This window comes from Paraburkholderia sp. MM5477-R1, assembly GCF_050436385.1.
Lineage (GTDB): Bacteria > Pseudomonadota > Gammaproteobacteria > Burkholderiales > Burkholderiaceae > Paraburkholderia > Paraburkholderia tuberum.
Genome location: NZ_JBNDMC010000007.1, coordinates 2,223,058 through 2,245,521 on the forward strand (window position 1 = coordinate 2,223,058; position 22,464 = coordinate 2,245,521).

At 62.5% G+C, this 22,464-nt stretch carries 26 protein-coding genes and 2 pseudogenes; 6 read left to right on the forward strand and 22 right to left on the reverse strand.

All coding sequences use genetic code 11. From position 1 onward, the window contains the following. Positions 1-3 precede the first annotated feature (3 nt). Positions 4-792 (forward strand): ABC transporter permease, encoded by a 789-nt coding sequence (locus tag OKW35_RS39265; RefSeq protein ID WP_429554871.1) that lies wholly within the window; start codon positions 4-6, stop codon positions 790-792. Here OKW35_RS39265 and OKW35_RS39270 read toward each other — a convergent pair. From OKW35_RS39270 to nifH, 12 genes are all read right to left on the reverse strand, one after another. After that, the gene (locus tag OKW35_RS39270) at positions 782-904 is read right to left on the reverse strand and encodes a hypothetical protein (protein ID WP_429554872.1); all 123 of its coding nucleotides are present in this window, start codon (positions 902-904) and stop codon (positions 782-784) included. The genes OKW35_RS39265 and OKW35_RS39270 overlap by 11 nt on opposite strands. Before the next feature lie 79 nt (positions 905-983). Next, positions 984-1,487, reverse strand: coding sequence for a DUF2325 domain-containing protein (locus OKW35_RS39275; RefSeq protein WP_260321323.1), 504 nt, complete (start codon positions 1,485-1,487; stop codon positions 984-986). Between the two features lie 263 nt (positions 1,488-1,750). Next, positions 1,751-2,311, reverse strand: coding sequence for a nitrogen fixation protein NifQ (locus OKW35_RS39280; RefSeq protein ID WP_429554873.1), 561 nt, complete (start codon positions 2,309-2,311; stop codon positions 1,751-1,753). An 11-nt stretch (positions 2,312-2,322) separates the two neighbouring features. Then, positions 2,323-2,628 (reverse strand): ferredoxin III, nif-specific, encoded by a 306-nt coding sequence (gene fdxB / locus OKW35_RS39285; protein ID WP_429554874.1) that lies wholly within the window; start codon positions 2,626-2,628, stop codon positions 2,323-2,325. A gap of 25 nt (positions 2,629-2,653) precedes the next feature. Continuing rightward, entirely contained in the window at positions 2,654-2,854 is a 201-nt protein-coding gene (locus tag OKW35_RS39290) for a CCE_0567 family metalloprotein (RefSeq protein ID WP_121325245.1), read from the reverse strand. 24 nt (positions 2,855-2,878) lie between these two features. Further along, entirely contained in the window at positions 2,879-3,364 is a 486-nt protein-coding gene (locus OKW35_RS39295; protein WP_429554875.1) for a NifX-associated nitrogen fixation protein, read from the reverse strand. Then, complete coding sequence (nifX, locus tag OKW35_RS39300) at positions 3,357-3,770, reverse strand: nitrogen fixation protein NifX (RefSeq protein WP_429554876.1); 414 nt, start codon at positions 3,768-3,770, stop codon at positions 3,357-3,359. Before nifX ends, OKW35_RS39295 begins: the two co-directional genes overlap by 8 nt. A gap of 22 nt (positions 3,771-3,792) precedes the next feature. Beyond that, positions 3,793-5,184 (reverse strand): nitrogenase iron-molybdenum cofactor biosynthesis protein NifN, encoded by a 1,392-nt coding sequence (gene nifN, locus OKW35_RS39305; protein WP_429554877.1) that lies wholly within the window; start codon positions 5,182-5,184, stop codon positions 3,793-3,795. Positions 5,185-5,234: 50 nt separating this feature from the next. Beyond that, a complete protein-coding gene (gene nifE / locus OKW35_RS39310) occupies positions 5,235-6,692 on the reverse strand; it encodes a nitrogenase iron-molybdenum cofactor biosynthesis protein NifE (protein WP_429554878.1) in 1,458 nt (485 codons plus the stop codon). Between the two features lie 381 nt (positions 6,693-7,073). Next, a complete protein-coding gene (gene nifK / locus OKW35_RS39315) occupies positions 7,074-8,633 on the reverse strand; it encodes a nitrogenase molybdenum-iron protein subunit beta (RefSeq protein WP_184062948.1) in 1,560 nt (519 codons plus the stop codon). Positions 8,634-8,695: 62 nt separating this feature from the next. Further along, entirely contained in the window at positions 8,696-10,159 is a 1,464-nt protein-coding gene (gene nifD, locus OKW35_RS39320; RefSeq protein WP_429554879.1) for a nitrogenase molybdenum-iron protein alpha chain, read from the reverse strand. Positions 10,160-10,264: 105 nt separating this feature from the next. Beyond that, positions 10,265-11,146 (reverse strand): nitrogenase iron protein, encoded by an 882-nt coding sequence (gene nifH / locus OKW35_RS39325; protein WP_018423167.1) that lies wholly within the window; start codon positions 11,144-11,146, stop codon positions 10,265-10,267. Positions 11,147-11,525: 379 nt separating this feature from the next. On the opposite strand from nifH, the gene OKW35_RS39330 reads away from it, so the two are divergent. From OKW35_RS39330 to OKW35_RS39340, 3 genes are all read left to right on the forward strand, one after another. Further along, a complete protein-coding gene (locus OKW35_RS39330; RefSeq protein ID WP_026226291.1) occupies positions 11,526-11,945 on the forward strand; it encodes a group II truncated hemoglobin in 420 nt (139 codons plus the stop codon). A 36-nt stretch (positions 11,946-11,981) separates the two neighbouring features. Then, a complete protein-coding gene (locus tag OKW35_RS39335; RefSeq protein ID WP_429554880.1) occupies positions 11,982-12,590 on the forward strand; it encodes a hypothetical protein in 609 nt (202 codons plus the stop codon). Positions 12,591-12,660: 70 nt separating this feature from the next. After that, the gene (locus OKW35_RS39340; protein ID WP_090811304.1) at positions 12,661-13,179 is read left to right on the forward strand and encodes an ankyrin repeat domain-containing protein; all 519 of its coding nucleotides are present in this window, start codon (positions 12,661-12,663) and stop codon (positions 13,177-13,179) included. 9 nt (positions 13,180-13,188) lie between these two features. On the opposite strand, the gene OKW35_RS39345 is transcribed toward OKW35_RS39340, so the two are convergent. From OKW35_RS39345 to OKW35_RS39370, 6 genes and pseudogenes are all read right to left on the reverse strand, one after another. Then, positions 13,189-14,271 (reverse strand): fatty acid desaturase, encoded by a 1,083-nt coding sequence (locus OKW35_RS39345; RefSeq protein WP_429554881.1) that lies wholly within the window; start codon positions 14,269-14,271, stop codon positions 13,189-13,191. 105 nt (positions 14,272-14,376) lie between these two features. Further along, positions 14,377-14,709: a cytochrome o ubiquinol oxidase subunit IV gene (gene cyoD, locus OKW35_RS39350; RefSeq protein ID WP_090811308.1), complete on the reverse strand. Its 333-nt coding sequence runs from the start codon at positions 14,707-14,709 to the stop codon at positions 14,377-14,379. Continuing rightward, positions 14,710-15,318: a cytochrome o ubiquinol oxidase subunit III gene (gene cyoC, locus OKW35_RS39355; RefSeq protein WP_429554882.1), complete on the reverse strand. Its 609-nt coding sequence runs from the start codon at positions 15,316-15,318 to the stop codon at positions 14,710-14,712. A gap of 3 nt (positions 15,319-15,321) precedes the next feature. Next, on the reverse strand, positions 15,322-17,328 hold the full coding sequence (cyoB, locus tag OKW35_RS39360) for a cytochrome o ubiquinol oxidase subunit I (RefSeq protein WP_429554883.1): 2,007 nt from the start codon (positions 17,326-17,328) through the stop codon (positions 15,322-15,324). Positions 17,329-17,331: 3 nt separating this feature from the next. Further along, entirely contained in the window at positions 17,332-18,228 is an 897-nt protein-coding gene (gene cyoA, locus OKW35_RS39365) for a ubiquinol oxidase subunit II (protein WP_429554884.1), read from the reverse strand. 154 nt (positions 18,229-18,382) lie between these two features. After that, positions 18,383-18,789, reverse strand: a pseudogene (locus tag OKW35_RS39370) (radical SAM protein); the annotation flags it as partial. A 259-nt stretch (positions 18,790-19,048) separates the two neighbouring features. Between OKW35_RS39370 and OKW35_RS39375 the strand changes: the two are divergent. Continuing rightward, a complete protein-coding gene (locus OKW35_RS39375) occupies positions 19,049-19,723 on the forward strand; it encodes an OmpW/AlkL family protein (protein WP_429554885.1) in 675 nt (224 codons plus the stop codon). An 82-nt stretch (positions 19,724-19,805) separates the two neighbouring features. Continuing rightward, positions 19,806-20,042: an FmdB family zinc ribbon protein gene (locus OKW35_RS39380; RefSeq protein WP_184062965.1), complete on the forward strand. Its 237-nt coding sequence runs from the start codon at positions 19,806-19,808 to the stop codon at positions 20,040-20,042. A 198-nt stretch (positions 20,043-20,240) separates the two neighbouring features. Here OKW35_RS39380 and OKW35_RS39385 read toward each other — a convergent pair. The 4 genes and pseudogenes from OKW35_RS39385 to nifT all read right to left on the reverse strand — a co-directional run. Continuing rightward, a pseudogene (locus OKW35_RS39385) lies at positions 20,241-20,768 on the reverse strand (SIR2 family protein); the annotation flags it as partial. A 10-nt stretch (positions 20,769-20,778) separates the two neighbouring features. After that, the gene (locus OKW35_RS39390; RefSeq protein WP_429554886.1) at positions 20,779-21,942 is read right to left on the reverse strand and encodes a DegT/DnrJ/EryC1/StrS family aminotransferase; all 1,164 of its coding nucleotides are present in this window, start codon (positions 21,940-21,942) and stop codon (positions 20,779-20,781) included. Beyond that, complete coding sequence (locus OKW35_RS39395; RefSeq protein WP_187613728.1) at positions 21,929-22,207, reverse strand: hypothetical protein; 279 nt, start codon at positions 22,205-22,207, stop codon at positions 21,929-21,931. Before OKW35_RS39395 ends, OKW35_RS39390 begins: the two co-directional genes overlap by 14 nt. A 1-nt stretch (position 22,208) precedes the next feature. Next, positions 22,209-22,427, reverse strand: a complete 219-nt coding sequence (gene nifT, locus OKW35_RS39400; protein ID WP_184062972.1) for a putative nitrogen fixation protein NifT — start codon at positions 22,425-22,427, stop codon at positions 22,209-22,211. Positions 22,428-22,464: the final 37 nt, after the last annotated feature.

Here is a 22,464-nt window from a genome sequence, read left to right on the forward strand (position 1 = left end):
ACGATGAGAGAGTTTTATGCAGCGGCCCTGCCCGCGAACGTGTGGAACTGGGTTGCAGTGTGGCGCCACAACTATCTGGCATGGAAAAAAGTCGCGTTTGTCTCGGTTCTCGGTAACCTTGCCGATCCTATGATTTATCTGTTCGGCCTCGGCTTTGGTTTCGGGATAATGGTAGGTCGCGTCGATGGCGCATCTTATATCGCGTTTCTCGCGGCGGGTATGGTCGCCACAAGCGCGATGACCTCCGCGACCTTCGAAACGATTTACGCAGCTTTCTCTCGCATGCATGTTCAGCGCATGTGGGAAGCGATCCTGTGTACACGGCTCACGCTCGGCGATATCGTTCTCGGTGAACTGGCATGGGCCGCCACTAGGGCCTTTTTTGCCGGCATCGCCGTCATGGTGGTAGCCACCGTGCTGGGTTATGCAGCGTGGTCATCCATTCTCTATGCATTGCCTGCCATCGCCCTGACTGGCCTCGCCTTCGCGAGTCTGGCGATGATCCTCACGGCGCTTGCACCCAGTCACGATTACTTCGTGTTCTATCAAACGCTCGTTCTCACGCCCATGGTGCTCCTGAGCGGCGTGATCTTCCCGATCAGTAAGCTGCCTGCCGTTTTTTGCGACGTGGCGCGCTTCTTGCCGCTCGCACATTCCGTCGACCTGATCCGTCCCGCGATGCTCGGACGCCCGGCGGGCAGTGTTGCCCTGCATATTGGCGCTCTCTGTATTTGCACGGTGTTGCCGTTCTTCCTGTCGGTGGCGCTGTTACGTCGACGCCTCATGTCTTAATGCCAGCTATGGCCGGCGCAGTACGCACGGTTTGCGTCAGCGCATCGCGCGCGTCGCCGTCGGGGTTCTCGACGTTGAGGAAAAGGCCGTAGCGTTGTGCGGAATCCGACATGGCAGGCCCTCTCGTGGAAAGACCACGTCAAAGGCAAGTTTTGCGCCCACATCTCGCGGTACGTAAAGTCATGACGACGTCAGCCATGCCTCAGGCAGAAGCGCGACGCTGCGACCACACCGTGCGGCTGGGCAGGCCGAGCCCGCAACACGCCCGCGATGAAGCTCGTCACGCTCGACGAACGCAAAGCGGACCACGGCGCGCGGTGACGCGCGCACAATCGCCGCAGCGCGACCAGCGAGTCCGGGTCGATCAGATCCAATGGGCACAGCACCCGGTAGGCGCCTGACAGCAAAGCCTCGAAGCCTTCGGCACGGCTATCGTCGTCGATGGTCCCGGTGTGATGAACGAACTCGCCTCCGGCCGCCTCCACCAGCGCACGCAGCACGGCGTTGATGCTTGGCCGCCCGCCCACATAAACCCATCGACGCCCGCTCAATGCGCGCGTCAATGCGCGGTCGTCGAGCAGCGCCTGCTCAACCGCGAACAACTCGTGCTGCAGGCTCGCGACATGTGCCCGCGCGCGCTCCAGCGACAGGCTCGCACTGCTGTCGGGAAGGCATGTGCCGCGGTTCTGATTCATGACGGGCTGCGCTTCGGATCGCACCGTTACGGCAACGGCAGGCGGCATGGGTCTCATGGAGAGCACCTCGTGACATGGCCCGCAAACCGTTCGCCTGCTGCCGGGGTGAGAAACCAGCTACGCACCGCGTCGTTCGTGTAGCGCGTCCGGCCGGCATGACGCGCGTGCGGCGCCAGCCGATGCTCGGACAGCAGCTTCGCCCAGCCCCAGAAGTCGGCCACCCGCGACGCGACACAATCGAAGCGGTGACCGACGCGTGCTGCCTACTCCGCTCTAAAGCAAAGCGCATGGTCAGAACAGACGCCACAACTCGGCGCCTTGCAGATGAACAGGCCCTCGCGCTCGCACAGTTGCTTGTAGAAGAACTTCTTCCACTTCATGTCATGCGTATTCTTCGCGGCCAGCCGCGGAAACCAGTGGCTGATCAATGCGGACAACTCGCGCCGCGACGGCAGAAGCAGGTCTTGCCAAAGGTGGTTTTGCCCGAGGCTCGCGCAGGCCAATGCATGAGCCACGCAGTTCGCCTCGTCTGCCGGGCCGGCGCGCGGATCGGCATGGTGATTGAGCAACGCCACCAGGTCTTCCAGTTCGTCGCCACGCGGCATCGTGGCGGGCGACAAGACGCACGTAAGACCGAGCGCCGAGCCGGCACCCGGGAACCAGCGCGCGAGCATCCGGCGCGTCTGGTCGGCGTCCAGTCCGGGCATCGGCAGCACCTCGACGCCGTGGTGCTCGAACCCGCTCGACAGCACGCCGGCCAGTGCCAGCACGGTGGGATCGGCCGCATCCACCGCACACGCCATCAGGGTCGCATAGGCGTCCATCGCGGCATCGCTCAGAGAACGGCCGCCGCGTGCGTGTAGCACTTTTTCGGGCAGATCTTCGCGCACGCGGTGCAGCCGACGCACAGTTCCCGATGCACGATAGTCATCACCTTCTTCTCGTACTCGTCGTCTTCGTCGTCGCCGTCCAGTGCGATGTGCGCGCCGTCCTCGTTAAGCCCGGCGAGTTGCAGCACGCCACGCGGACAGACACGGAAACAACGTCCGCAACCAATGCATTTTTCTTCGTCGAGCCTGTTGACGAAGGTCGGCGTCCAGGTGGCGCCGCTCGGCAGCGTAACGCTGAAGGTATCGCTCATGATGTGGCTCCGTGGCTTCGCTGGTTCAGGCAGCTGCCGCAGCGGCAGCCTTGCGGGCTGCCATTAGCGCGGCGTGGGCGTCATGGCAGCGCTGGGCGACAGCGAGAATGTTCTCCCAGTTGGTCGGGAGTTCCTCTGAGAGGTCGTGCAGGTCCAACTTCGCCTGGGTCGCTTGCGCGTTGAGTTTCTTCAGGTGCGCCTTGAGTTCGTCGGCATCGGTGCTCATCGTCTCGGTCCCCTCACGATTCCTTCAGGCTCCGTACTGTGCGACGGCGGGGTACGTCCGGATCACCTCGACCGCTTCGTCGAGAAGCTTTGCGCCCGCCTCGGCGAGCTTCTCCAGCGAAGCGAAGCCGAACCGGTGTACGTCGCGCAACTGCTTGTTGACGACAACGAGCCGCCCCGCGAGCAACACCATGCGCCCGAAGCCCTCGTGGCTCATCTTCATCATCGGCGAAACCATTTGGCCGGTCTCACGCTCGATCGCCACCGCAATCGCGCTATAGAAAAGCTCGAGCCGCCACAGCGTTTCGGGGTCGGGGTCGCCCGTGATCGGAATCGCGCGGCGTTCCTCCGGCGTGTGGATGTACGGCTTGAGCAGTTGCAGGTCGGTCTTTCCGTCCCACACGCCGTGGGTGTCCTCCGCGCGCAACTGCCTGACGAGCTGCTGCACAAACGGTGCGACCAGCAGCATTTCGTCGCTGGCCTTGGATGGAATTGCGGATGAATCAGCCATGGGACACCTCATCGTCTTCGAAGTCGTATACACGTTCGCCACCCTTCGCCAGTGCCTTGCGCAGCCACGGCGGCGGCGTGCCCTTCAGCACCTGTTGCAACTTGCCGAGAATCTCCTCGATGGACTCGGGCCGCGGCACCTTGATCGGGTGAATCTTCAGCGCAACCACTCGAGCCGCGGCCGAGCCGCCGATTGCGGCGACGTACAGGATCGCGCAATCCTTGACGGCTTCGAGCTTGGGCGCGAGCTTGTCCTCGTCGCCGTCCTCTTCGAGCTTGCCACCAAAGTCGAACGCCTCGACGAACTGGTAGCCGTCCGGTGTGACGTCGTAGGTGACGATGCTCCTCGCCCAGCCAAAATGCGCATCGACGAACTGCCTGTCCTGGGTGGCGAACGCGATCTTCATGCTGTGTGCTCCTTTAGGTGGGTCAAGCACCGGCCGCGACGACAGGAATGTTCGCTTCGCGCGCCGGATCGCGCGCGGCCAGATCGATAGCGGCCTGCGGCAGCGGCCAGTCGGCCGGATCGTGATGCGGAATCTGTTCGATCATCAGGTTGGCGATCTCAAAGATCAGGTTCATCGTGCCGCGGTAGCCGACGTAGCGTCGATGTGAGTTTCCAACCCGGTCGAAGACCGGAAAACCGATCCGGAAGAGCGGCTTTTGCAGGTGCTCGGCCATCTGCCTGCCGTGCGAATGGGTGATCAGCAGGTCGCAGTCCGCCGCGGCGCGCTCCATGTCTTCCAGATCGCCGATCACGACCTGATCAGCGGGCAGCAACGCGTGCGCGCGCGATCGCGTCGTGCTGATGCAGCAGCGCAACTGCGCGCCCATCTCGTGCAGCATGCTGCCGACCGCGAACAGCAGATCGGGCTCTGCGCCGATCGCGACCTTGATGCCTCCGGTGTAGAAATGGCCGTCCAGCATCGCATCGAGCAATTGGCTGCGCTGACGCCGGTATTTCGCGGGAACGGGTCGTCCGGAGCGCTGCGCGAGCAATTGCAGCAGACGATCGTTGGGTTCCAGTCCGGTGAGCCGCCCAAACACTTCGAACGGTGTGCCGGCGATAGCATGCAATGCCTCGGCGCCGTCGCGCGTCTGCTCGCCCACGCCGATCGTAAATGCCGATGCACCCGCGGCCCGGATCTCCGCGAGCGTGGTACCGCCCAGTGTGGTGCCGCGCCAGTCCGGCGCGATCTGGCCGTCGAGCGAGCCGGAAATGTCGGGCAGCACGATGACATCGAGGCCGAACGCTTCGATGATCTCGCGCAGTTCGTCGATGTCGCCAGGCGACAGATGGCTGCCGGGCAGCAGCGTCACCTGATTGGCCACCGTTGGCAACGCCTTGACCAGCGCGTTGACGATGCCGGTAATCGCATGCCGGTAGCCGTCTTCGAATGCTCCGACATAGTCGGGGGTCGACACATAGACGATCTCAGTGTCGTTGAGTTCGGGCTTGCGCTTGCGCACGGTAACGAGATAGCCGTCCACGTCGTCGCCCTCGGTCTCGGTGAGACCTGTTGAACAGATCGCGATGACCTTCGGCGCAGCGCGCTTGCGGATGTTGAGCAGCGCGGCCTCGATGTTCTCGTAGCCGCCGAGCACCGCGGTGACTTCGTCCATGGCTGTCGTCTGCAGCGGGATCGCCTCCCTGAAGTGGCGCACCAGCAGCACGAGGCCGAATGACGTGCAGCCCTGCGAGCCGTGCATCACGGGCATGCAGGCATCGAGCCCAAGGAACGCGAGGCTCGCGCCCAGCGGCTGGCTCATCTTGAGCGGATTGACCGCACAGGCTTTCATAGATTCGACGACATCGGCCATGGCATGTTCTCGAGTTCGGGGGCGTCAGGTCGGCATACTGGGTTCGAGGCTCATCGCCCCCACCCCGCGGCGCTCGACAGCGGGCGGGCGGCTTGCGCCTGGACCACACCGAGCGCTCCCCCGTCGTCGCCCCACGGAGCAGGGATCCGCACCTGTTGCCACACCGGGTTGTAGATCGCGCGGTCGATCTCATGCACCAGCTCGACGATCCCCTGGTAGCCGCCATAAGGGTGGTGGCGTTCCTGATTGATGTCGAGCCACGGTATGCGGGCCTTCAGTGCGACGAACTGGGAGCGGCCACCCGACAGCATGATGTCGGCCCGCGCGTCCCTGAGCATCGCGTACATCTCCCGCGGCGTCATACCGTCGATCATGTGGGCGTCGTCGCCCATGATCTCCTTGATCTTGTCCTTGTCTTCCTTAGTGCTCTTCTTGACGCTGGTGCCGACGATTTCGAGCCCCGCTTCCTGCAGCGCGGAAACCACCGACCAAGACTTCACGCCACCTGTGATGAGCAACACCCGCTTGCCGGTAAGGCGCGCCTTGTAGTGCGCGATGCGCTCCCACGCGCGCGCTTCCTCGGCGGCGATCAGGCGCTCGGTCCGCTCGAGCAGATCGTCCGGCGCGCCCTGCTGCACGAGCAGGCTGGCGATATGGCGCAGCGTGTCGCTCATGTCGCCGATCCCATAGAACGAGCCCTCGAAGTAAGGGATGCCGTAGCGCCGCTGCATCTTTGTCGCGATGTTGATCATCGACTTCGAGCAGACCATCATGTTGACCTTGGCGCGATGCGCACTTGCGATCTCGTTGTAGCGCCCGTCGCCGGAGATGCACGAGAGGATACGGATGCTCAGCGCGTCGAGCAGCGGCTTGGTCTGCCAGAGTTCGCCCGACAGGTTGTATTCGCCAATGACGTTGATGTCATACGGCGTCGTGTACTCGGGCTCGCGCGTGCCGATCACATGGTTGAGGATCGCCTCCCCGCCAAGCTTGTTGCCCAGATTCTTCGGCCCGGCGAAACCGGGAGAAATGACCGGAATCACCGGCTTGCCAAATTGTTCGGTGGCGCGCTTGCAGACTGCCTCGATGTCGTCGCCGATCAGCGCAGTGACGCAGGTCTGGTAGACGAACACCGCGGGCGGATCGTATTTCTCGATGATTTCGCGCACGCTCCTGAACAGGCGCTTCTCGCCGCCGTACACCACGTCGAGTTCGTTGATATCGGTGGTGAAGCCGGTGCGATAGAGTTGCGGACCGGACGAAGCGGCGTGCCGGTTGTCCCACGAGTTACCTTCACAGGCAATCGGCCCGTGCACGAGGTGTGCGACGTCCACCACCGGCTGCAGAGCGATCTTCGCGCCGTCGAACGCGCACCCGCCTGCGGCCGAGCCCGGCGAAAGCTGCTTCGTGCAGCCCCTTTTGCGCTCCTTCTCGCTCTTGCCTTGATTCTTGTCGCAACCCGGCTCGTCGAAAACTTCGGCGATTTGGGCATTGAGCGAAGCAGACATGACGTGCTCCTGATGGATGGACGTTTCTCTAGTGGCAAGTCCCATACCACCGGGAAACGCCTTGAAAACGTGCCAATTGGCGCTGAAGCAGTCGCTCGCGCGCATCGCCATGGCGGGTTTGAACGGTTTGCGACAGACGGCTCGCGACACAGAAAACGACAACACACGTTCACTGCCTGCCTTGCCGTTCCGTATGGAGCGGGACCCGCGCGATCGCATTCGCGCGCGCCTCCAGCAACGCATCCGGCCTCGCCCACACCGGCCAGGCAAACCTAGCCGCTGATGACCTCGACGTTACGGCCGTCCTGCGTCATCTTGACCAGAACTGCATCTGCCGCGCCCGATGCATCTGCTGTGTCTGCCATGGCCGCGCTCTCCTCGTCAGCGAATGATGTCGTAGCTGTAGTCGGTCTTCGCCACGTCGATCGTGTTGGCGTCGAGCGCTTCGAAGAACTCGTCCAGCAGCGTGACCAGCACCCGCAACGCACCTTCATAGCCCCAGGTCGGGAAGCGATGGTAATGGTGGCGATCGAAGATCGGGAACACCATGCGTATCAGCGGCGTTTTGGTATCGCGCTCCAGATATTTGCCGTAGGTGTTGCCGATCAGGAAATCCACCGGCTCGGTAAACAGCAGTGAGCGCATGTGCCACAGATCGCGTTTCGGATACACCTTGCAGCCGGCGCCGTAGGGCGACGCGTCGAGCAGCGCCTGCACCTTCGCAGCCCAGGTTTCGTTGCCGTTGGTCGCCAGCACGTGAGCCGGCTCGGCGCCGAGTTCCAGCAGGAACTGCGTGTAGCCCAGCATCTGGTCCGGGTCGCCGTAGAGTGCAAAGCGCTTGCCGTGCAGGTGAGCCTGGCTGTCGGCCATCGCATCGACGAGCTGGCCTCGCTCCTTCTCCAGTTGCGCCGGAATCGGCTTGCCGGTCACGCGCGAGATTTCCATCAGGAACTGATCGGTGCCCGCGACGCCAACCGGCGAGTTCAGCACCACCACTTCCTGGCCATGCTCGCCAATGAGCTTGCTGGTCTTCTCGCAGCAGTATTCCTGGAACACGAAGGTCGCCTTCGCGTTCAACGCGCGCTCGACTTCCTCCTTGGTCGTGCCGCCTTCGTACATCCGGAACTCGCCGTCGGTCGGCGTATTCCACGTTTCGGATGGGTCGCAGATGATGTTCACCGTCACGCCGAACAGATCGAAGATGCGGCGAATTTCCTTCATGTTGCCGACCACGTAGCCGTCGAAGCCGCCGATGAAGTTGACGCTGTCGTCGGGCACGCGCTCAAGCGGCGTCGCTGTGCCGGCCTTGCCGTCCCAGAAGTGCCTGAGGATGCCGAGGAGCGCGTTGTCGTAGCCGGTCACGTGGCTGCCGACGAAGGCCGGCGTGTGCGCGAACGGCACGTCATAGTCTTCCGGCACGCTGCCCTTCTGCTTGCTGCTCTTGATGAGCGCGTCGAGGTCATCGCCGATCACTTCCGCCATGCAGGTCGTGGAGACTGCGATCATGTCGGGCTTGTACAGGTTGTACGCATTTGCGAGGCCGTCGATCATGTTGTTCATGCCGCCAAACACCGCCGCGTCCTCGGTCATCGACGAGCTGACGCACGAGGTCGGCTCCTTGAAGTGACGCGAGAAGTGCGAGCGATAAAACGCTACACAGCCCTGCGAGCCATGCACAAAACTGAGCGTCCTGTGAAAGCCGTTGGCCACGTACACTGCGCCGAGCGGCTGGCAGGCCTTGGCCGGGTTGATGGTGAGCGAGTCGCGTGCAAAGTTCTTTTGCCGGTAGTCTTCGCTCTTGGTCCACTCGACGATCTGCTTGACCTGCTCGTCTGAATGGTTGAACTCGAAGTTTTCCTTTTTCGCGCGGAAAATTTTCTGGTACTCGGGCTCACGGAACAGGAGTTCCTGGTCGAGAATCTGGTCTGCGGATTGGGGCACGGGATGCTCCTGATATTCAATTCAAAGGCCTGCCGGCCGGTGATCAGTCCGGTGGCCGGCGCTTAGGGGTTTTTCTTCCAGGGCGCCTTGGCGAGCCCCCACACCGGGCTGGAAATGGCCATGTCCATGTCGCGCGCGAAAATGGCGTAGCCGTCGTAGCCGTGATATGGACCGGAATAGTCCCAGCTGTGCATCTGGCGAAACGGCACGCCCATCTTCTGGAACACGTACTTTTCCTTGATGCCGGAGCCGACCAGATCGGGCTGGACCTGTTCGACGAACCTCTCGAACTCGTAGCTGGTCACGTCGTCGTAAATCAGTGTGCCGTCCTTCACGTAGTGCGTGGTGCGCTGATAGTCGTCGTTGTGGCCGAATTCGTAGCCGGTGCCGACCACGTTCATGCCGAGGTCTTCGTAGGCGCCGATCACGTGGCGCGGACGCAGGCCCCCAACGAACAGCATCACGGTCTTATCCTGCAGGCGCGCTCTGAACTTCGCGTTCACCGCATCGACCAGGGGACGATACTTGGCGATCACCCTCTCCGCGTTGGCTTTGATGGTGTCGTCGAAGTGGCTGGCGATCTCGCGCAGGCTCTTCTCGATCATCGACGGGCCGAAGAAGTTGTATTCCGCCCACGGAATGCAGTACTTCTCTTCCATGTGCCGGCTGATATAGTTCATCGAGCGGTAGCAATGCAGCAAATTGAGCTTGGCCTTGGGCGTATTCTCGAGCTCGGCGATCGAGCCGTCGCCCGACCATTGCGCGATCACGCGCAGGCCGATCTCTTCGAGCAGAATCCGGCTCGACCAGGCATCGCCGCCGATGTTGTAATCGCCGATGATCGCAACATCATAAGGCGTCGAAACAAATTCGGGCCGCTTGTCCGGATCGGCCTTGTCGAATATCCAGTCTCGAATCGCATCGTTAGCCAGATGGTGGCCCAGCGACTGGCTAACGCCGCGAAAACCTTCGCAGCGCACCGGCAAAATGGTGTGCCCTTCATACTGCGCACTCTTCTTCTTCGAGACGGCCTCGATGTCGTCGCCGATCAGGCCGATCGGGCATTCACTCTGGATCGAGATGCCCTTGTTCAGCGGAAACAGTTCCTGAATCTCGTCGATGATCTTGTCGAGCTTCTTGTCGCCGCCGAAGACGATGTCCTTTTCCTGGAAGTCCGACGTGAACTGCATCGTCACGAAGGTGTCGATACCGGTAGTGCCGATGTAGTAGTTGCGACGCGCGGCCCACGAGTACTGGCCGCAACCGACCGGACCATGACTGATGTGGATCATGTCCTTGATGGGCCCCCAGACCACGCCCTTCGAGCCGGCGTACGCGCAACCGCGAATCGTCATCACGCCCGGCAATGACTTGATGTTTGATTTCACGCCACAGTCGGGCTTGCCGTCCTCGAAGGTGCCCAAATGCTTGGCGCGCCGTTTGGCCATCTTCTCCGGATAGGCCTTCAGCACTTCATCGATCAGGGCCTTGTTCGCGGCCTTGCGCTCTTCAACAGTGACGCTCATGGGGGAATGCTCCATAGGGTGAGTATCAAGCCTGGCAGCGGGTGGCCGGCATGGCCCGGTTCATCGCGTGAAGAAGAACACCGGGCCGCGCGCAGCGGCGCTCGCTTAGGCGGTCAGTTCCGCTGCAGGCTTGCCGACTTGCGATTCGTCGATGGACGTCATGATTCCGTGCTCCATTAACAGGTCTTCCAGTTGATCCATCGTGATCGGCGTCGGGATCGTGCCGTTGCCCGCGTTGTTGTGCACCTTGGTGGCGAGCTGGCGATACTCTTCCGCCTGTTTGGATTCGGGCGCGAACTCGATCACCGTCATGCGGCGCAGCTCGGCGTGCTGCACGATGTTATCGCGCGGCACGAAGTGGATCAGCTTCGAACCGAGCATCTTCGCCAGCGCTTCGGCGAGTTCGAGTTCCTTGTCGGTCTGACGCTCGTTGCACACGAGCCCGCCGATCCGCACACCGCCGCTGTTCGCGTATTTCAGAATGCCCTTTGAAATGTTGTTGGCCGCATACATGGCCATCATTTCGCCGGACATCACAATGTAGATTTCCTGCGCCTTGTTCTCACGAATCGGCATTGCGAAACCGCCGCACACCACGTCGCCGAGCACGTCGTACGACACGTAGTCCACGCCGTCATAGGCGCCGTTTTCTTCGAGGAAGTTGATCGACGTGATGACGCCACGGCCCGCGCAGCCGACGCCCGGTTCCGGACCGCCGGACTCCACGCAACGGATGTTGCGGTAACCAATCTTCATCACGTCCTCGAGTTCGAGGTCCTCCACCGAGCCGGCTTCGGCCGCTAGCGACAGGATGGTGTCCTGCGCCTTTGCATGCAGGATCAGGCGGGTAGAGTCCGCCTTGGGATCGCAGCCGACGATCAGGATCTTCTGCCCGAGTTCCGTCAGGGCTGCCAGGGTGTTCTGCGAGGTGGTCGACTTGCCGATACCGCCTTTACCGTAGAACGCGATTTGCCGAAGTTTAGACATTGCATTTCTCCATTCAGGAAGAAGGGTTGAAACCAGGGTTGCGTAACCGCGACCATGTCAGCCTGTCGTGCCTGTATGGGTCTTCTTATATCGAGTCACGCATCGGCCGGACCTGTGTCCGCGCTGGACTCCAAACGCAGCTTCTGTGCCACGTCACCAGCGGTACTGCGACGCGTCCGCCCCGCCGCGCTGCGGCGGTTGGTACGGGACTTTTGCGGACTCCTCTTCTGTCTTGTCGATTTCGCGACAAACCACGCGAACTTCGTCGCCAATGAAACCATTCGGGCGCGTTTGTCGTGCGATTTCTGTCGCATTGGCCTGCGTGCAGCCGGACAATCGCCGGGTTGCGGCCTGGTTCGGTTATTGCATTGATCGCGCCATGGACACACCAGCCACCCAAGCTTCGCGACCCGTGCCGCGCGAGACGCACTTCGACCGTCTAGGCGGCGAGACCGCCGTCATCCGCCTGGTCGACGCGTTCTATCGGCACATGGATACGCGGGCCGACGCGCAGCGCATTCGCGCGATGCATCACCCGGACCTGTCTTCGACGAAGGCCGTGCTGGTGCTGTATCTGTGCGAATGGCTCGGCGCCGACAAGCGGTACTCGGCACAGCGCGGCCAACCACGGCTGCGCACGCGTCATGCCGCATTCGCGATCGGCACCGCCGAACGGGATGCGTGGCTAGCTTGCATGCGCGCCGCGTTCGACGAGACGGGTGTCGATCCGGTGCTACGCGATGAACTGATGCAGGCCTTTTTCAAAATCGCCGACCGGATGCGCAATACGCAGACGTGAATCCCTCTTCAACGCTGTTTAACCCAAGGATCTTTGATGACCGAAACGCTCGCGCACAAGGAGATCGACGACACCGCGTTCGCCCGTCTCGAACATGAAGGCCGTCTGCTCAACCCGGTTCTCAAGGGGCTGACGAACAGGCTCGACCGGGTCGGCTTCCGCGGCGAACTTGCGCTGCGGTTTGCCCCAAAGCTCGCCGACGAAGCGCGGCCGCCGGAGCTGACCTGCGATCAGGTGATGGCATGCGCGACGATCGGCCATAAGCACTTGCCGTTCTTCGCCGGGTATCTGTTGAGCTTCGAGCATCTGAAGGACGTGGCCGAGGTGCTCAGCGACACGCTCTCGGCGGACGGCAAGTACTTTCTGTTTTGCGACAACATCGACCTGAGCAAGCGATATCAGGTGCCGTACAAGAGCGCGATGTTCTATGTGCTGCCGATTCTCGAGTCCACCGTCTACAACGAGATGCTCGAACTGCTGTACCTCGAGAAGAACGAATTGAAGAAAAAGGACTCAGGCGGCAAGCTGGATGCGGTAGCGGACGCGGCCATCAAGTTCGACGTGACCTTCGAGACGATCACCTACAGCGAAGGACTTGAATTGATGGGGCCGGTGCGCAACCCCAACGAGAACCGGCCCGTCTGAGGCTCGGGTCCCTGCGGCCGCCGCCCGCGCGGCTGCGCCAACCGATGTTCCCTTGTACCCGAACGCGACCATGATCATGCACACCGACACTGCTTTCGTCGTCCGCGAACGCCTGGCCTCGCGCGTTGTCCGGAACCCCGATGCACAACTCGAAACGATCGTGCCCACCGCACTTTCCACTTGGCTGGCGTACCACGGCTTCCCTGCTCCGCATTCGCGCTGCGTGAACGGCGAAACGCCGTTGATGCGCGCCGCGCAGCATGGCGAGGACGCGGTCGTCGAAGCGTTGCTCGCACTCGGCGCACGCGCCGACGCGCTCGATGACGACGGCAACCATGCGCTCTGGTTCGCGTGCCTGCACGGCGGCCCCGCGACCATCCTGCGGCTGATCGACGCCGGCGCGCCGATCGACCATGTGAACGACGACGACATCACATGCCTGATGCAGGCAGCCGCGAGCGCTCGCCTCGACGTCCTGCAGATGCTGCTTGCGCATGGGGCGAACGCAGAACTGTGCGCACCGGATGGCCGCAGCGCGCTCGACATGGCAGCCGACCTCGGGCTGCAACTGCTGCTTGCTTTCGGATGACAGGCTTTGTTAGCGAGTCTTAAGAGGAACGTGCGTCGCGCGACCAGCGAAGTCGGTCCACTGATCAGTCGAAAAATCGTATAGTTTGCAGCCTCGTGCTGTGTCGAAGTACCAACGCCACGAAAACCGCTGCACGACGATCCGTTCCGGAAGCATCGCTTCGAGGGTTCGCTGAGCACCGACGAGCCCGTATAGAGGGAGACTCATGTCGACGTGATGCGCGGTGTGCTCCATGATGTGATGAAACAGCGCACCAAAACGCCAGCGAAAGGTCAAGTGCACCGTCGTGGATACGAACGGATCCGAACGCCCCCATTTCGCGCGATCGTCGTACCAGCGGATTTGCGGATGCGTGTGGTGCGCGTACACGACGAAACCCACCATCGCGCACCAGAACAGGAACGGCACCCCGAACCCGCATGCGATTGACGGGACCACCCCCCGCTGCGTCGCGCGAGCGATCCACGCGAGCGCGCCGATCCACAGCAGTGCGAACACCGATACCAGCGTGCAGTCACGGAAGAACACGAGGCGCCGCGTCGGCATTGCGGCCCGCGACGGGAAAAACATCTTCGTCCACCAAATTTCGATCATGTAGTAGAGACCAGGCGCCCAGCCGCTGCGATAGATACGTTCCAGTGCGCGCCGTGGCCCACTCAAGGCGCGATATTCCTGGATCGTCAGCGGTGCCCATACAAAATCGACGCCTTTCAGGTTCGTGTAGCCGTGATGCACCACGTTGTGACCCACTTGCCACAGGCTGTACGGCGTGAGCGACGGCAGGAAGGCGATCCGCCCCAGCCAGCGGTTGAGCGTGCGGTGCCGGGTCAGGCTCTCATGACATGCGTCGTGACCGATGACGAAGAGCCGTCCGATGACGAAGCCCGCCATGCATCCGAATACGGTCTTCAGCACGAACCCGTGCGCGAACACGCTCGCGGCGAGCGCACACAATAGTAAAACGTAGTCGAGCACGAGCAGCAGAAGCGCGTAGGCGGTGCGGCGTTCGGCGAACGGTGTCAGCCACGAGCGGATGACCTTGCGATGGGGCAATGGCTCATTGGCGGGAACGGGGTGATTCGGACTGTTCATGAAGAATGACCGGTAGAGCGGTGCAGCACAACACTACGCACGCGGTCGATGGCTGCATGCCGTGTCCGCGATGATGTGACCAGACCGTTTCGCGCTGGTGGCGAGTCAGCGCGACATCATGTTCATGCTGACATTGTGCATCACCCAGATCGTGCCGAAGATCAGGAACAGCGCGGCGAGCGCGGTGTAGCATAACGCCAGCACGTTCCAGCGCTGGCCGCGCGACAGGTCGAGATGCAGGAACGTCACCAGATGCACGACGATCTGCACGAACGCCAGCAACGCGAGCGCCATAATCGCGGAGCCGGACGGCAGCAACCGTTGCGTGACGATCGAGAATGAGCCCGCCGTCAGCGCCACGGCAAGCACGAAACCGGTGATATAACCGGCGACGTCACCACGCGAGGCGGTCGTGGACGTCGAGTGTGAATGGACCATTTAGAGCATGCTCCCGAGATAGACAAACGAAAACACGCAGATCCACAGGATGTCGAGGAAGTGCCAGAAGAGGCTCAGGCATGTCAGACTCGTGAGGTCGCGACCGGACAGTTCAGGCGAGCGGACGACATGCACGACGAGCACGGCCATCCAGACGAGGCCGGCTGTCACGTGCAGGCCGTGGGTGCCAACCAGCGTGAAGAACGACGACAGGAAGGCGCTGCGACTGGGGCCAGCACCGTCGGCGACCAGGTGCGAGAACTCGCGCAGCTCTAACGCGAGGAACAGCGCGCCAAGCACGAACGTCACGAGGAGCCAGCCGATCACGGCACCACGCCCCTGGCGCTGTGCGCCGAGCATCGCGAAGCCGTAGGTGGTGCTGCTCAGCAGCAGCGCGCCGGTTTGAAGTGCGACACCCGGGATGTCGAACAGGTCCCGTCCGGACGCGCCGCCCGCGAACTGGTGCGCCATTACGGCGAACACGGCGAACAGCGACGCGAACAGCATGCAGTCGGTCATCAGGTACAGCCAGAAGCCGAACACGGTGGGCGTTGGGCCGTGGTCAGCGCTCGACCTGCCGTGATGGACGAGTAATGCAGGTTGCGTCATGGATCAGGTCTCCGCGGATTCGGGTAATTCAAGGGCGGCCGGGGCGGGTGCGCTGCCGCGTCGTGCTTCGATTTCGCGCACGCGCGAGGCCGGAATCACGTAGCCATGGTCGTCGCGGAAGCTACGCGCGATCAGCGCGGCGACGATCGCGACGAAGGCCAGCACGGCGAGCCACGTGATGTGCCAGACGCCGGCGAAGCCGAGCACGAGGCTGAATGCGCCGATCAGGAACCCGTCCGCGGTATTCGACGGTAGGTGGATGTCCTCGTAATGCGCCAGTGCGGCATTTGCTGCGCCGCTTTCCTTCATGTGCGCGAACGCGTCGAGCTGGTGGACGACCGGTATGCGCGCGAAGTTGTAGACAGCGGGCGGTGACGAGGTGGCCCATTCGAGCGTGCGGCCGTTCCACGGGTCGCCCGTCAGGTCGCCGTATTCCGGCTCGTTGCGATGGATCACGCTCACGACGACCTGGGCGATCTGGTGCACGACACCGAGTGCGATCAGCACCACGCCGCATGCGGCGACGAACAGCCAGGGATGCCAGGTCGGGTTGTCGTAGTGATTCAGGCGCCGGGTCATGCCCATGAAGCCGAGCACGTAGAGCGGCACGAACGATACGTAGAAGCCGACGAACCAGCACCAGAACGCCCGCTTGCCGAGCTTCTCGTTAAGCTTGAAGCCGAACGCCTTCGGGAACCAGTAATGGAAGCCTGCGAGATAGCCGAACACGACGCCGCCTATGATCGCGTTGTGAAAGTGCGCGATCAGGAACAGGCTGTTGTGCAACACGAAGTCCACGCCCGGGATCGCCATCATCACGCCCGTCATGCCGCCGATCGTGAACGTGACCATGAAGCCGATCGTCCACAGCACGGGTGTGGTGAACTCGATGCGACCGCGGTACATCGTGAACAGCCAGTTGAAGATTTTCACGCCCGTGGGGATCGCGATGACCATCGTCATAATGCCGAAGAACGCGTTGACGTCCGCGCCGGAACCCATCGTGAAGAAGTGGTGCGCCCACACGAGGAATGCGAGCACCGTGATCGCGCACGACGCGTAGACCATCGTTCTGTAGCCAAACAGCGGTTTCTTCGCGAAGGTCGCGATCACTTCCGAGTAGATGCCGAACGCGGGCAGCACGAGGATGTACACCTCCGGGTGGCCCCACGCCCAGATCAGGTTCAGGTACAGCATCGCGTTGCCGCCGAGCTCATTTGTGAAAAAGTGCATGCCTGCGTAGCGGTCGAGGCCGAGCAGTGCGAGCGTCACGGTTAGGATCGGGAACGTTGCCATGATCAGCACGTTCGAGCACAGCGCGGTCCACGTGAACACCGGCATCTTCATCAGTGTCATGCCGGGCGCGCGCAGCTTGACGATCGTCACGAAGAAGTTGATCGCGGTAATCAGCGTACCGACGCCGGAGAGCTGCAGACTCCAGATGTAGTAGTCGACCCCGACGCCCGGACTGAACTGCAGCTCCGACAGCGGTGGATACGCGAGCCAGCCGACCTGCGCGAACTCGCCGATCACGAGCGACAGATTGATCAGGATCGCGCTGATCGCCGTCATCCAGAAGCTCAGCGAATTCAGGAACGGGAAGGCGACGTCGCGCGCGCCGATCTGCAGCGGCACGACAAGATTGAAGAGGCCGACCATCAGCGCCATCGCCATGAAGAAAATCATGATGACACCGTGCGCGGTGAATATCTGGTCGTAGTGGTGCGGCGGCAGGTAACCGGGGCCGTGAAACGCGATCGCGAGCTGAAGCCGCATCATTACGGCGTCGACAAAACCGCGCATGAGCATCAGCACCGCGACGATGATGTACATGATGCCGATCTTCTTGTGATCGACGCTTGTCAGCCACTCGGTCCAGAGCCACTTCCAGCGGCCGAGCTTCGTGAGCGTGGCGATGACCGCCAGCACGATGAGCGCCATGAACGCGGCCGCGCCCATGATGATCGGCTGATCGAACGGAATCGCGCCGGGCGTGAGTTTTCCAAACATGGCTTACTCCGTGGTCTGCGTGCGACAGGCGGCGTCGCGGAAGGCCGTGACGTTGCCGTTGTTGTATCGGGCAACGATGTTGCGGAACAGGTGCTGGTCGATCGATGAGAAGTAGCGTACCGACTGCTTCTCGCTCGGCTTCGCGACTTCGGCGTATTCGTCCATGCTCAGGCGGTCCGGCGAAGCCTTGACCTTCCGCACCCATGCGTCGAAGCCGGTGGCGCTCGTCGCGAGCGTGCGGAACTTCATGTCGGCGAATCCCTTGCCGCTGAAGTTGGCGGACATGCCTTCGAAATTTCCCGGTGCATCCGCGATCAGGTGCAGACGGGTCTGCATGCCGACCATTGCATACACCTGGGTGCCGAGTTGCGGGATGAAGAATGAGTTCATCACCGAGTCCGACGTGATCCGGAAGTTCACCGGCGTATCGACTGGCACGGCGAGCTGGTTCACCGACGCAATGCCGAGGTCCGGGTAGATGAAGAGCCACTTCCAGTCGAGCGCGACCACCTCGACGTCGATCGGCTTCACGCTCGACTGCAGCGGCCGGTACGGGTCGAGCTCATGCGTGGTGCGCCACGTCAGGATACCGAGGTACAGGATGATCAGGGCGGGGATCGTCCAGACGACGATCTCGATCGCCGTCGAGTGCGCCCATTTGGGTGCATAGACCGCGTGACGGTTCGACGCACGGTAGCGCCACGCGAAGAACAGCGTCAGCAGGATCACCGGGATCACGACGATCAGCATCGCCCACGTGGCGGTGGCGATCAGCGACTTCTCGGCCGCGCCGACGCTCCCTTTTGGATCAAGCACAGTCAGACCACATCCCGATAGACAGGCGCTCAATGTCGTGACGATGGCTATCGACCGTTTCCTTAAAGCTTTTCTGTCTGTCATAGTGGTTAAGTCCGGGTTGTGGCACTTTTGACCTGAAGCTGGCTTGACGCATGCGGCATCACACTCGCAGCGTCATGGTCCGACAACCGGCCAGCTTTGTGATTGATGTCGATCAAGGACGAACAAAGCGGCGGGGTGCGGTGCACTGACGCAGTGCGCCGCTGAGTGCGCGTTCCACCACATCGAGTGGCTGGATGCGATTGACAGCCTGCTGAACGTCGTAGCAAAGTCCTGTACGCCGAAGCTCGCTCGGTTGAAGCCGAGGCGCGCGAGTGGTGAAAGCGTTTTGGTGCCGACGGTTCGCGGATCAATTTCGATGGCAAGTTCTGCGGCGATCGAGAACGCGAAGCGGTTCTGCAGTTGCTGGACAAGCTCTTCGAGTTCGGCAACAGGGAAGAAGGTCGGCGTTCCATCTCCCAGATGTAGCTGCACGGTTCGCCGGTCAGGTCCGAGATGTGACGCGACCAGGTCCATCTCACGAACGAGGTAGCTCAGATATCTGGCGCTGCAGCCATGGTCGTGCGTAATGACCTTGTTGCATGCGCAGAAGTAGCAGAGTGATCTGCGTGCCGTTCGGCGGCTGCAGCCAGTCCGGCAATGGCTGCGAAATCGGTGTCTCCGGGTGCGAGAAACATCTTGGGTACCAGTCAATGCGGTTGAAGGCCAATAGTCCGGCCTCAAGGCTCCCGCTATCTCGACATTCCTAGGCGTGACCCGGTGTCGCATCTTGACTTCGGGATCGGGACCGGTTGACCCTGCGCAAGGGCAGCCCTGATTTGCGCGTCGACAATTCCCCGCATACATCAACAAGGGGAAAGCGATGAAGCACATGATTAAGGCCGTCATGATCGTGGCAAGCCTGTGCGCTACCGGTTTGTTCGAAGTGCTGGCATACGCGGATGACGTAAGCGCGAACGGAAGCACGATGGCAGGCGAGGTGCCGGCGGATGGGATCCACGCCGGTGACGTGCTCGTGCGTCTGCGTGCCATCTCGATCGAGCCCGAAGTACACACCAGCGGCACGTTGTCGTCGCTCGGCGTGGGTGTCAATAACGCACTCGTGCCGGAGTTGGACCTGACCTATATGATCCGCGACGCGATCGGCATCGAGCTGATTCTCGCCACCTCGCGGCACCACGTGACGTCCGGCCTCGGCGATCTCGGTGGCGTGAACGTGCTGCCACCGACGCTGCTGCTGCAATATCACTTCAACCATGCTGGCATGATCCGACCGTATGTCGGCGCGGGGGTCAACTACACGTACTTCTACAACGACGGCCTGAGCGCGGGCTCCGAAGGCATCCAGGTGTCACGCAGCAGCTTCGGTCCGGCGGTGCAGGCTGGCGTCGACGTGCAGATCACGAAGACCGTCTTTCTCAACGCGGATATCAAGAAGATCTGGATGCACACGGACGCCTCGGTCGGCGATAGTTCGTTGGGCCGGCTGGACATCGACCCACTGGTACTGGGAATAGGCGTCGGGATGAAGTTCTAGCGAGCGCGCAATGACAGACCACAGCTCGCACCAACGGGCGATCCGCTGCGCCCCATCCACCTGAAACGGAGATCTGGTCACTATGCCCCTGTACGACTACCGCTGCGCGGCCTGCGGCCACGCATTCGAAACGCTGGTGCGCGCCGGCCACACGCCCGTCTGCCCGCAATGCGGCGGCACCGTGCTGGACAAGCAGGTCAGCGCGCCGGCCTCGCCCGGCAAGAGCCGCGCGATCATCTCCCGCGCACGGCGTCAGGCGGCGCGCGAAGGGCACCTCAGCAACTATTCGCCGGCCGAGCGCCGCAAGCTGCTGCGCTGAGCCCAACCGGGAATCGCGCTGTCGATGTAGATGAACCTCGAGGGCGCCTACGGGATGGCACTCAGTCTCACCGTCTTCATGGCCGGCACGCTGGATCAGGCCACCGCCGACAGCCCGCTGGAACGCGCGAAGGGCATCTGCCCGTATCTCGACGCGTGGCTTCGCAACATTGCGTCAGCACGGCCGCCCTCGCGCTCGCGCGCTTCGATGACCACGACGGAAACGTCCTGCCGGCTTGTAGAGCAGCGCGCCCGAGGCCGGCACGTCATCCAGCAACGCGCCGTCTGCGCTATAGGCCGCGAACCAATGGCCGAAATGCTCGGCCTGCGACAGCCCCTGCAACTGCGTCCAGCCGCCCTGCGGCCGCGCCTGCGCCAGCGCGCAGGCGAAGGTGTCGTCGTACCAGCTGTCGACAACCAGCCCGGCGCCGATCGCCGCCAGCGCGCAATGCAGTGCCGACGGCGTCGGCGTCATGGCGAAGGCCTCATTCATGACGCTCACCAGCGACTTGCGATGCTTGAAGTTTTCGATGAACTGCGCCGCCTGGGTCAGCCGGGTGCGGATCTTGTGCAGCACGCTGACCTTGGCCGTGATGATTTCGGCGAGCGCGAGCGGCGTGGCAGGGACGGCCGTATCGGGGCACAGCGCGAGCAGCGCTGGTCCCAGGTACGGAATGACGCCGCCCGCACACAGGCGTTCGGCGATGGTCTGGACTGAAACGGTCATGCAGTGCGTCTCACAGATAAATGGCAGCGCCGGCGCCCACGTTGGTCGCGGTGTCTTTCAGTGTCTTGACGATGTACTTGACCTGGTCGGTGTCGAGTAGCGTGTGCAGCGGCAGCGCCAGCGCGCGATCGCCGATGCGCTCGGTGTCGGGCAACAGGCCGCTCTTGCGGCCGATCGCATCGCCCGCGTTCATGTAGTGGAACTGCTGATGCAGCGGATGGCTGTAGGCCACCGTCTCAATGCCGCAAGATTTCATGTCGTCGATCATCTGGGCGCGCGCGCTCTGCGTAAAACGCTTGCCCAAATGCACAACGTAGAGCATCCAGTGCACTTCTTCGACGTCCTCGGCCACGTAGGCCGGCTTGATCCCTTCGAAGCTTTGCATCGCTTCGTGATACCAGGTCTCGACCTGCTTTCGCTGCGCGAGGCGCGTGTCGAGTTCGGCCAGTTGCGCGAGACCGAGCGCGGCGGTCAGATCACTGATGCCCGCCTGCAGCGGCACCCGCGAGCCGACCGAGACGGACGCGCGGTCCGTGACGCGCCGCTCGCGCAGATAGCGCAGTTCATGGGCGAGTTCGTCATCGTCGGTGACGAGCATGCCGCCCGCTCCTGTGCACAGCGCGGACGGGCTGGAGAAGTCGAACACCGATACGTCGCCGAAACAGCCGACGTTGCGGCCCCGGTAGCGCGAGCCCAACGCCTCAGTACTGTCTTCGATCAGCCGCAAGCGCTGCGCGTCGGCCAGTTCGCGCAGCAGCGCCCACGCGGCCGGGTGGCCGTTGGTATTGCCGGCGAGGATCGCGCGCGTGCGAGGGCCGATCTTCTGCGCGGCTTTTTCGGCGCTCAGACAACCGCTCCAGTAGTCGATGTCGGCGAACACCGGCACGGCTCCCGCCAGCGTGATCGCCTGCGCCACCTGATGCCAGGTGTGCGACGCGCAGACCACCTCGTCTCCCGGGCCGATCCCCGTCGCGCGCAACGCAATCCAGGTGGCGAGCGTGCCGCTCGCGACCGCGACCGCATACTCCCGGCCAACCCAGCCCGCAAACGCGCGCTCGAACGAATCAAGCATCGGCCCGTCGCTCCAACGCGAGGATTGCAGCACCGCGTTGACGAGATCGATCTCGCGCGCCGCGCAAGCCGGTTCGCTCAGCGCGATCTCATCGATTTCCATGCGCCTTGTCCTCGGTCAGGATCAACGCATCGGCCTCTTCAGGCCGCTGCGTGATGGTCCTGTAATACCCGGCCGATATCGCGAAATAGATACTGCGCACACCGAACCGGAGCGCGGCTGTCTCGTCGCGCATCACCGTTGCGCTGACATGCATTGTGCGCACCTCGGGATAACGTTCGTGCCATTGCGCGGCGGCGTCGCGTAGCGTCGGTGCCGTGCGGAGCAGGTCCGCCGCGAAGTCCAATTGCTCGGCGTTCAGGCTCATCTCACTCCTCCACGCCAGCAATGCGCCGCGCTTCGACCGTGATGGGCAGTGGCGTATCGTCGGCCATCGCGGGCAATTCGAGTTGCCAGCCGTTCGCGAGCGTGACGAGACCGCCCCACATCCCGGGCTGCACCATCGCGACAATGGGCTCTTCCAGGTCCTTCTTTGGCACGTAGGCGCTCAGCGCGCCCTTGCTGTCCTTGCGGATCATGACTTTCATGGTTGCGGACTCCGGAGATTGATGACAGGTTCAAACC